This is a genomic window from Variovorax sp. 01T439_2, assembly GCF_056398445.1.
Window position 1 is genome coordinate 1 of sequence record NZ_JBFTPJ010000256.1, and the last position, 8,476, is coordinate 8,476.

General features: G+C 67.7%; 8 protein-coding genes and 2 pseudogenes. 1 reads left to right on the top strand and 9 read right to left on the bottom strand.

Going from position 1 to position 8,476, the window contains the following annotated elements:
* Positions 1-45: 45 nt before the first annotated feature.
* The 7 genes and pseudogenes from AC1DOC_RS14075 to AC1DOC_RS14105 all read right to left on the bottom strand — a co-directional run bounded on the left by AC1DOC_RS14075 (position 46) and on the right by AC1DOC_RS14105 (position 5,344).
* Positions 46-1,032, bottom strand: a complete 987-nt coding sequence (locus AC1DOC_RS14075) for a 2-hydroxyacid dehydrogenase (RefSeq protein ID WP_436300332.1) — start codon at positions 1,030-1,032, stop codon at positions 46-48.
* 2 nt (positions 1,033-1,034) lie between these two features.
* On the bottom strand, positions 1,035-1,988 hold the full coding sequence (locus AC1DOC_RS14080; RefSeq protein WP_478079876.1) for a sugar kinase: 954 nt from the start codon (positions 1,986-1,988) through the stop codon (positions 1,035-1,037).
* A gap of 10 nt (positions 1,989-1,998) precedes the next feature.
* Positions 1,999-2,280, bottom strand: a pseudogene (locus AC1DOC_RS14085) (sugar phosphate isomerase/epimerase family protein); the annotation flags it as partial.
* Between the two features lie 65 nt (positions 2,281-2,345).
* Positions 2,346-3,101 carry an amino acid ABC transporter ATP-binding protein gene (locus AC1DOC_RS14090; protein WP_478079875.1) on the bottom strand — a complete coding sequence of 252 codons (756 nt, stop codon included), beginning with the start codon at positions 3,099-3,101 and terminating at the stop codon, positions 2,346-2,348.
* A gap of 32 nt (positions 3,102-3,133) precedes the next feature.
* Positions 3,134-3,940 (bottom strand): transporter substrate-binding domain-containing protein, encoded by an 807-nt coding sequence (locus AC1DOC_RS14095; protein WP_062366527.1) that lies wholly within the window; start codon positions 3,938-3,940, stop codon positions 3,134-3,136.
* Between the two features lie 50 nt (positions 3,941-3,990).
* Entirely contained in the window at positions 3,991-4,644 is a 654-nt protein-coding gene (locus AC1DOC_RS14100) for an amino acid ABC transporter permease (RefSeq protein ID WP_478079874.1), read from the bottom strand.
* A gap of 28 nt (positions 4,645-4,672) precedes the next feature.
* Complete coding sequence (locus AC1DOC_RS14105) at positions 4,673-5,344, bottom strand: amino acid ABC transporter permease (RefSeq protein WP_478084172.1); 672 nt, start codon at positions 5,342-5,344, stop codon at positions 4,673-4,675.
* A gap of 135 nt (positions 5,345-5,479) precedes the next feature.
* Here AC1DOC_RS14105 and AC1DOC_RS14110 point away from each other — a divergent pair, with 135 nt between their 5' ends.
* Positions 5,480-7,180 (top strand): hypothetical protein, encoded by a 1,701-nt coding sequence (locus AC1DOC_RS14110; RefSeq protein ID WP_478079873.1) that lies wholly within the window; start codon positions 5,480-5,482, stop codon positions 7,178-7,180.
* A gap of 4 nt (positions 7,181-7,184) precedes the next feature.
* Here AC1DOC_RS14110 and AC1DOC_RS14115 read toward each other — a convergent pair whose 3' ends face one another.
* Both AC1DOC_RS14115 and AC1DOC_RS14120 read right to left on the bottom strand, forming a co-directional pair.
* A complete protein-coding gene (locus AC1DOC_RS14115; RefSeq protein WP_062366521.1) occupies positions 7,185-7,715 on the bottom strand; it encodes a cysteine hydrolase family protein in 531 nt (176 codons plus the stop codon).
* A gap of 72 nt (positions 7,716-7,787) precedes the next feature.
* Positions 7,788-8,476, bottom strand: a pseudogene (locus tag AC1DOC_RS14120) (hypothetical protein); the annotation flags it as partial.

The window sequence follows — 8,476 nt, forward strand, 5'->3', positions numbered from 1 at the left end:
CCCCGGCCCTCCCCCGGAAGGGGAGGGAGAAAATCCTCGGGGAGATCACGCCGCCGCCGTGTCGTACGGCGCCGTCGGCTTCTCGCCCGCCAGCACCTGCAGCAGGTTGGTCGTCGCAAGCTCCGCCATGGCGTGCCGCGTTTCGTGCGTGGCCGATCCGATGTGCGGCAGCGGCGTCACGCGCGGATGGGTGCGCAATGGCGAATCGGCGGGCAGCGGCTCCTTCGCGAACACGTCGAGCCCGGCCGCGCGCAGCGTGCCGTGGTCGAGCGCGTGCAGCAGCGCTTCTTCATTCACCGTGGCGCCGCGGCCGCCGTTGATGAAGGCCGCGCCGGGCTTCATGCGCGCGAAGAAGGCGGCATCGATCATGCCGCGCGTCGCGTCGGTCAGCGGCAGCATTGCCAGCACGATGTCCGAGCGCGCGAGCAGATCGTCGAGCGGCGTATGCGTGGCGCGGCCCTGCAGCTCGGGCGCCTGCGCGGCCAGGTCGACCGGGCGGCGCGCGTGGTAGAGCACCGGCATGCCGAACCCCAGCGCCGCGCGCCGGGCCACGGCCTGGCCGATGCGGCCGAAGCCGAGAATGCCGAGCGTCTTGCCGTGCACGTCGGTGCCGAAGAGTTCGTCGCCGATGTTCTTGGTCCAGCGGCCTTCGCGCACCATGGTCGAGAGCTCGACGACGCGGCGCTGCGTGGCCATCAGGATCGCGAACACCGTGTCGGCCACGGTCTCGGTCAGCACGTCGGGCGTGTGGCACAGCACGATGCCGCGCTTGTGCAGTTCCGCCAACGGGTAGTTGTCGACGCCGACCGATATGCTCGAAATCACCTGGAGCTGCGGCGCCGCGTCGAGCAGCGCCGCATCGACCGTGTGGCTCGCGCCGATCAGTCCATGTGCGCCGGGCAGCGCGGCGGCAAAGGCCTCGGGCTCCTTGCGCGGATCGGCCACGGTCACATGGTGTGCGGCCTGCAGGCGCGCCAGCTGGTCTTCAGGCAGGGGCCGGAAGACCAGCACGTTCTTTTTTGTCGTCGTCATGGTCAGAGTCCTGCTTCTTCGAGTTGCGCGCGTGTCGGCAGGCCTTCGGTGTCGCCCAGCACCTGCACCGCGCGCGCGCCGATCCAGGCGCCCCGGCGCACGGCCTCGGGCACGCTCCTGCCTTCGAGCAATGCGCTCACCACGCCGGCTGCGAAGCCGTCGCCCGCGCCCACGGTGTCGATCACTTCCTTCACCGGGAAGCCATCGACGCGGCCGATGCCAGCCACGTCGCTGTCGTAGTAGGCGCCCTCGGCGCCGAGCTTGACCACCACGAGCTTCGCGCCGCGCTCGCGGTAGAACTTCGCCACGTCTTCAGGCTTGTCATGGCCGGTCAGCAGCAGGCCTTCCTCGATGCCCGGCAGCACCCAGTCGGCGCGCGAGGCCAGCTCGTTGATCCAGTGGCGCATGGTCTCGGTCGACGGCCACAGCGTGGGCCGCAGGTTGGTGTCGAACGAGATCGTGCGGCCGGCCGCGCGCATCACGTCCATGGACTTGAGCGCGGCCTGCAGGCTGGTGTCGGAGATGGCCGCGAACACGCCCGTGGCATGCAGGTGGCGCGCCGAGCGCAGCCAGGCCTCATCGATATCGGCCGGGCCCATCTGGCTCGCGGCCGAGCCCTTGCGGTGGTATTCGACCGGTGGATCGCTGCCGTCGGTGACGCGGCCCTTGAACTGGAAGCCGGTGCGCTGCGCCGGATCGCAGATGACGTGCGAGCAGTCGATGCCCTCGGCCTTCATCGCCGCGATGAGGTAGCGCCCCATCGAGTCGGTGCCCAGGCGGCTGGCCCAGCCCACCTTGAGCCCCAGGCGCGAGAGGCCGATGGCCACGTTGGTCTCGGCGCCGGCGGTGCGCTTGTGGAACGCCTGCGCGCCCTCCATCGGGCCGGGCCGGTCGGCCACGAGCAGCAGCATGGCTTCGCCGAACAGGGCAACGTCGAAAGCGGTGGGTTCTGTCATGTGTGTCTCCCTAGCCTCGCGCGGCGCGGATGAAGTCGACCTGCGCGCGCACGACGGCCGGCAGGTCGTCGCCGGCCAGAGGATATTCGATGGCGTGCGGCACATCGGCAGGCAGCGCGCGCAGCACCGCGCGCCAAGGCGCGGCGGAGTCGGCCAGCGGCACCGCCACCCACTTGTGCGGCAGCCGCTGCGCGCCCTTGCAGTGCACGTAGCGCACGCGGCGGCCCAGCGCCTGTGCGGCCTGCAGCGGGCACTCGCCGAGCCAGTGCCAGTTGCCCATGTCGAAGGTCATGCGGCCATGCCTGCCCACCTCGGCCGCACCGAAGGACGACAGAGAAATCAATACCTGGAAGGACATCAGTGGGCCTGGTGCGAACTCAGGATCTGGCCGAGGAACTGGCGCGTGCGCTCGTCCTTCGGGTTGCCGAAGAACTCCTGCGGCGGCGCCTGCTCGACGATCTTTCCGTCGGCCATGAAGATCACGCGGTCGGCCACGCTGCGGGCAAAGCCCATCTCGTGCGTGACGCACAGCATGGTCATGCCGTCTTCGGCCAGGCCGATCATGGTGTCGAGCACTTCCTTGACCATCTCGGGGTCGAGCGCCGAGGTGGGCTCGTCGAACAGCATGATCTTGGGCGACATGCACAGCGCCCGCGCAATCGCCACGCGCTGCTGCTGGCCGCCCGAGAGCTGGCTGGGGTACTTGCTTGCCTGCTCGGGAATGCGCACGCGCGTGAGGTAGTTCATGGCCACCTCTTCGGCCTGCGCCTTCGTCATGCCGCGCGAGCGCATCGGCGCGAGCGTGCAGTTCTCCAGGATGGTGAGATGCGGGAACAGGTTGAACTGCTGGAACACCATGCCCACTTCGGCGCGCACCGCGTCCACGTTCTTGCCGCCTGCGGTGAGCTCGATGCCATCGACCACGATGCGGCCCTTCTGCACCGTCTCGAGCCGGTTGATGCAGCGGATGAGCGTGGACTTGCCCGAGCCCGAGGGCCCGCAGATCACGATGCGCTCGCCCTGGCGCACCGACAGGTCGATGCCGGTCAACACCTGGAATTCACCGTACCACTTGTTGACCGCTTCCATGCGGATGATCGATTCCGTCGTCATGCCAGGATTCCTTCTTCTTCAGCCTTCGAAGCTCACTGCATCTTGGGCAGGTCGGCCTGCAGCCACTTCTGGTAGAGCTTGTTGAGCTCGCCGTTGGCGGTGTTCTTGGCGACGAATTCGTTCACCGCCTTGGTCAGCTCTTCCTGGCCCGGACGCATCGCGATGCCCATCGACTGCTGCACCAGCGTGAACTTGTTCTCGTAGCTGCCGGCGGGCACGCGCTTGGCGATCTGCGCGGCCACGGTCACCGAGCAGCCGATCGCATCGACCTGGCCCGAGATCAGCGCCTGCATGGCCGAGGCGTCGTCGTCGAAGCGGCGGATCTCGGTGCCTTCGGGCGCGGCCTTGGTCACGGCCACGTCTTGCGTAGAGGCACGGGCCACGCCCACGCGCAGGCCCTTCAGGTCGCCGGCCGCCTTGATGGGCGCCTTGGTCGCGCCGTACAGCACGATGGTCGCGGCCGCGTAGGGCTGCGAGAACTGCACCTGCTTGGCGCGCTCGGGCGTGATGGCGAGCGAGGCGACCAGCAGGTCGACCTTGTTGGTCAGCAGGAAGGGAATGCGGTTCGGTCCGGTCACCGGCACGATGTTGGCCTTGACGCCCCAGTCCTTGGCCAGCAGCCTGGCGACGTCGGCGTCGTAGCCGTCGGGCTGGTTCTGCGCGTTGGTGGTGCCGTAGGGCGGAAAGTCGACCAGCATGCCGATGGTGATCTCGCCCTTCTTCTTGATGTCGGCCACGGACTGTGCCGAGGCGAAGGGTGCGAACACGGTGAGCGCGGCGCCCAATCCCAGGGATGCAAGTGCTGCCAGCGCTGCGCGGCGGGTGGTGGTACGGGTCATGGAAAGTGTCTCCTGGATAAAGAAGGAAGCAATGTGAAAGGGAAAAGGAATCAGCGGGCCAGCGCCCGCGCGCGCCTGCGCTCCATGCGCGCCGCGAGCAGCGACAGCGGCCAGCAGATCGCGAAGTAGATGGCGGCCACCACCGAGAACACGACCAGCGGCTGGAAGGTGGCGTTGTTGACGATCTGCCCGGCGCGCGTGACCTCGACGAAGCCGATGATCGCGGCGAGCGACGTGCCCTTGATGATCTGCACCACGTAGCCCACCGTGGGCGCGAGCGCGATCTTGAGCGCCTGCGGCAGCACCACGTCGCGCATGCGCGCCGCGTACTTGAGGTTGAGCGCCTGCGCCGCCTCCCACTGGCCGCGCGGAATGGCCTCGATGCAGCCGCGCCAGATCTCGCCGAGGAAGGCGGCGCTGTTCAGGATGAGCGCAACACCGGCCGCCACCCAGGGGTTGATGTCCAGCCCCAGCACCGGCGCGCCGAAGAACACCAGGAACAGCTGCAGCAGCAGCGGCGTGCCCTGGAAGATCTGGATGAAGGTGGTCGACACGCCGCGCGCCCACGCCGACTCCGACGTGCGCATGAGCGCGATGGCAAGCCCCAAGATCGCGCCGCCCACAAAGGCAATGGCCGACAGCGCGAGCGTCCACTTGGCCGCTTCGAGGATGAAAAGGAATTCGGGAAAGCCGAAGGTACGCATGGTTTTTCCTGCTCCGCTCTGGGGCCTGCTACCGGCGGTCCGGGTAGTTGAGCGTGCGCTTGTAGATCAGCTTGAACATCGCCGAGAAGGCCAGCGCCAGCGCAAGGTAGATGGCGGCCACCACGATGTAGATCTCGAAGCTGCGGAAGGTCTGCGACTGCAGGTTGGCGGCCACCGAGGTCAGGTCGTCGGCCGAGATGACCGACACCACGGCCGAACTCAGCATCAGCAAAATGAACTGGCTCGTGAGCGCCGGGTAGATGGCCTTGAGCGCGGGCTTGATGATCACGAAGCGGAAGATCTCCCAGGGCTTGAGGTTGAGCGCCCTGCCCGCCTCGATCTGCCCCTTGGGAATCGACTCGATGCCCGCGCGGATGATTTCCGTGGCGTAGGCGCCCAGGTTCACCACCATGGCCACCAGCGCGGCCGTCTGCGGCGACCAGCGCAGCCCGATGGCCGGCAGCGCAAAGAAAAAGAAGAACAGCTGCACGAGGAACGGCGTGTTGCGGATCACCTCGATGTAGGCGTTGATGAGAAAGCGCAGCCAACCGGGCCCCGAGGTCTTGCTCCAGGCGCAGAAGATCGCGACCACCAGGCCCAGCAGCGTGGCCACGAGCGAGAGCTGGATCGTGATCCAGGTGCCCTTGAGCAGCAGCGGCCAGGCAGCGAAGACGGCGTCGAATTGAAACTGGTAGTTCATGGGTGGGGCGAGCACGGCGTGGCCGTGCGCATGCCTCGAAAGCAATGCTTGCAGCTTATATGAAACCGGTTTCAGGCCAAGCCAGGGATTTCCCTAGGTCAGTGTTTTGACAGCCCTTCTGCCTACACTCGCGCGATGCTGAATACATCCGAGGCCACCGCGTCCGCAGAGGTGCTTGCACCTCCTGCCGTGCAGCATTTCAGGCAAGCCCTGCTCTGGCCGCTGCGGCTGGTGCCGGCGCCCGACGCCAAGCCCACGCACCACGGCCCCTGGCATGTGCTGCGCGAGATGGGCGAGGCCTCGCCCTGGCGCGAGGAGATCGACGAATACACCGGCGACAGCAGCCGCTTCCACGAGCGGCACTACAACGAGTTCGTGAGCTTCCTGCCCTACGTGCAGCGCTTTCTCTACGGCGAGGGCCGCTCGAAGAACAAGGACGGCACGGGCACCGGCAGCGACGGCGATTCGCCGATGCGCATCTTCCGCCGCCACGACATTGCGGCCGTGCGCGTGGTGGCGCAGCAGGGCGACGCGCCGATCACGCTCGACGTGGTGCATTGCGACCTGTACTTCTTCTTCGACATCGACGTGGTGCTGCTCAACCTCGAGGTCGGCGCCAACCACCTGAGCCTTGCACAGGCGCAGGACCTGCTCTACCGCTTCGGCCGCGCCTACCCTGCGGGCTGGAACGCCGAGGGCGGCGCGCTGCATTGCATGGCCAGCGTCGAATGGCTGGCCGCCGACGGCCGCGTGCTCGCGCGCTCGGATGCGCAGCAGCGCGAAGCCTTTCTCTCGCACGTGGCCCAGCACCGCGCGCCGCGCATCTCGGCCCACTGGGCCTACCTGATGCAGCCGCTGGTGAGCGACCATTCCGACGAGCCCGGCGCGCTGCGCTACCGGCAGATCGAGTACTACCGCATGCCGCTGATGGCCTACCTTTCGCTCGACGATCCCAAGCGCCTCTCGCGCAACGACTTCATCCGGCTCGGCCTCGTCACCGGCGCGGCCGAGGCCGATGCGGCGCAGCATGCCCACCTGCCCTACGCGGAGCAGCACCTGGCCGACTTCGAGCACCGCTACTGCTACGACCGCTTCTGGGTCGATGCCGGCGCGGCGCCCAACACGCGCTACCTGTGCAACGGCCATGCGCTGATCGTGGTGGGCGATGCGCGCTCCGAGTTCTTCTGCTGCCGCGACCGCGGCGTGCTCGCGCAGTTCCGCCACCAGCACTTCCTGCTGTTCCTGATCGCGCATTTCCAGAAGGCGGCGCTGCTGATGTTCTCGGACCAGCTGGTCGAGGCGCTCAAGCGGCTCGACATCCACAGCACGCCGAGCGTGAAGCAGTTCAAGCGCGCGATCCGCTCGAGCTTCGAGCGCTTCCTGCGCTTCACGCACCGCTACTGGTTCCACGAGATCTCGGAGCAGGCGCAGGTGCGGGCGCTCTCGCACATGTGCACCGCGCACCTCGGGCTCGACCCGCTCTACGACGAGGTCAAGGCGCGCATCGCCGACATGAACACCTACCTGGACGCCGACAGCCTGCGCCGGCAGGCCAGCACCGTGGTGCGGCTCACGGTGGTCACGCTGTTCGGCCTGATCGGCACGGTGACCACGGGCTTCCTCGGCATGAACCTGCTGGCCGAGGCCGACGCGCCGCTGTGGCGCAAAGCGCTCTGGTTCGGCGTGGTGTTCGTCCTCACGACCTGGCTCACGATCTACACGATGGTGAAGTCGCAGCGGCTGTCGGACTTCATCGACGCGCTGTCGAACGACCGGCTGAGCTTCAAGGGCAAGCTGGCCGCGCTCGCGCGCGTGTGGCGGCGCGGAGCGGACTGAACGGTCAGAACACGATCTTCGCGCTCGGCACCGCGCGGATCGGCACGCCGAAGCTCGTGATGTCCGACAGCGTGGCGTTGTGGTGGGCGCGGATGAAGTCGCCGGTGGCGTGCGGCTTGTCGTGCGAGGTGTGCGCGTCAGCCGCAAGCACGACCTCGTAGCCGAGCGCTGCGGCGCGGCGCGCGGTGGTGTCCACGCAGAACTCCGACGAGTAACCGCAGACCACCACGCACTGCACCGCATGCCCCGCGAGCCATGCCTGCAGCGGCGTGCGCAGGAACGAATCGGGCGTGGCCTTGCGGATCTTCGTGTCGTCCGGATCGACTTCCAGCGCGCTCGAAAGCTGCCAGCGCTCGGAATCGAATTCGAGGTCGACGGCGTTCTCGTGCTGGATGAACGCCACCGGCACGCCCGCGGCACGGGCACGCGCGGTGAGATCGTTGATGCGCTGCGCGACCTCGGCGGCCTCGTGTGGCCGCGGCAAGTCGTCATAGAGGCCACGCTGCATGTCGATGACGAGAACGGCAGTTTTCATGGGGGAGGAGGAGAAGGCAGGACCCTGGACCGCCCCGAGTATGGCGCCGGCGCCCGCCGGACGACGCTCTCCTCAACTCCAGGCGCTCACCTCCAGCCGCACCTTGCCGCTGATGCCGGGTGCCGCCGGCGCCGCGCCCAGGCTCGAAAGCGGCACGATGAACTGCAGCTTGCCGTCGGCCAGCTGCTTGGGGCTCATCGGCAGCGAGGCCTGCCCTGCGGTGTCGGTCTGCCAGCCGTACTTCACGTTCCAGTTCTGCGCCGGGTCGTCGGGCTGCGGCGGCGCGATCTCGATCACCAGCGTGTCGCGGAACAGCGAGCTGCCTTCGTAGTGGCCGTCGAGCCAGAACTTCTTGTTCACCTGGTAGTCGGGCACGCGCACGCCGAGCGTCATCGCATAGGCCAGCGTCGGCCGGTCCTGCTTCACGCGCGCCTTGTTGGCAAGGAACACGGTCGAGAGATAGATCGAGCGGCGCTCGGGCTTTTCGGGGTCGGTCAGTTCCTTGTGCGTGCGGCAGGCGGGCGAGTCTTCCTCGGCCACGCGCCGGCTCAGGTACCAGCGCTTGCCGCGCGGCGCGGCCAGCAGTTCGACCTGGTAGAGCGCGTCGACGTCGGCGTCCTTGGGCAGGTCCGGCGGCAGGGTCACGCCATCGACCTCGAACCAGAGATCGACGCGCACGTCGCCGAACAGGAAGCGCACGAGGTTCTGGTAGGCCTCCTCGGAGTTGACGATGCCGAAGTAGCCCGAGTGCGAACGAAAGG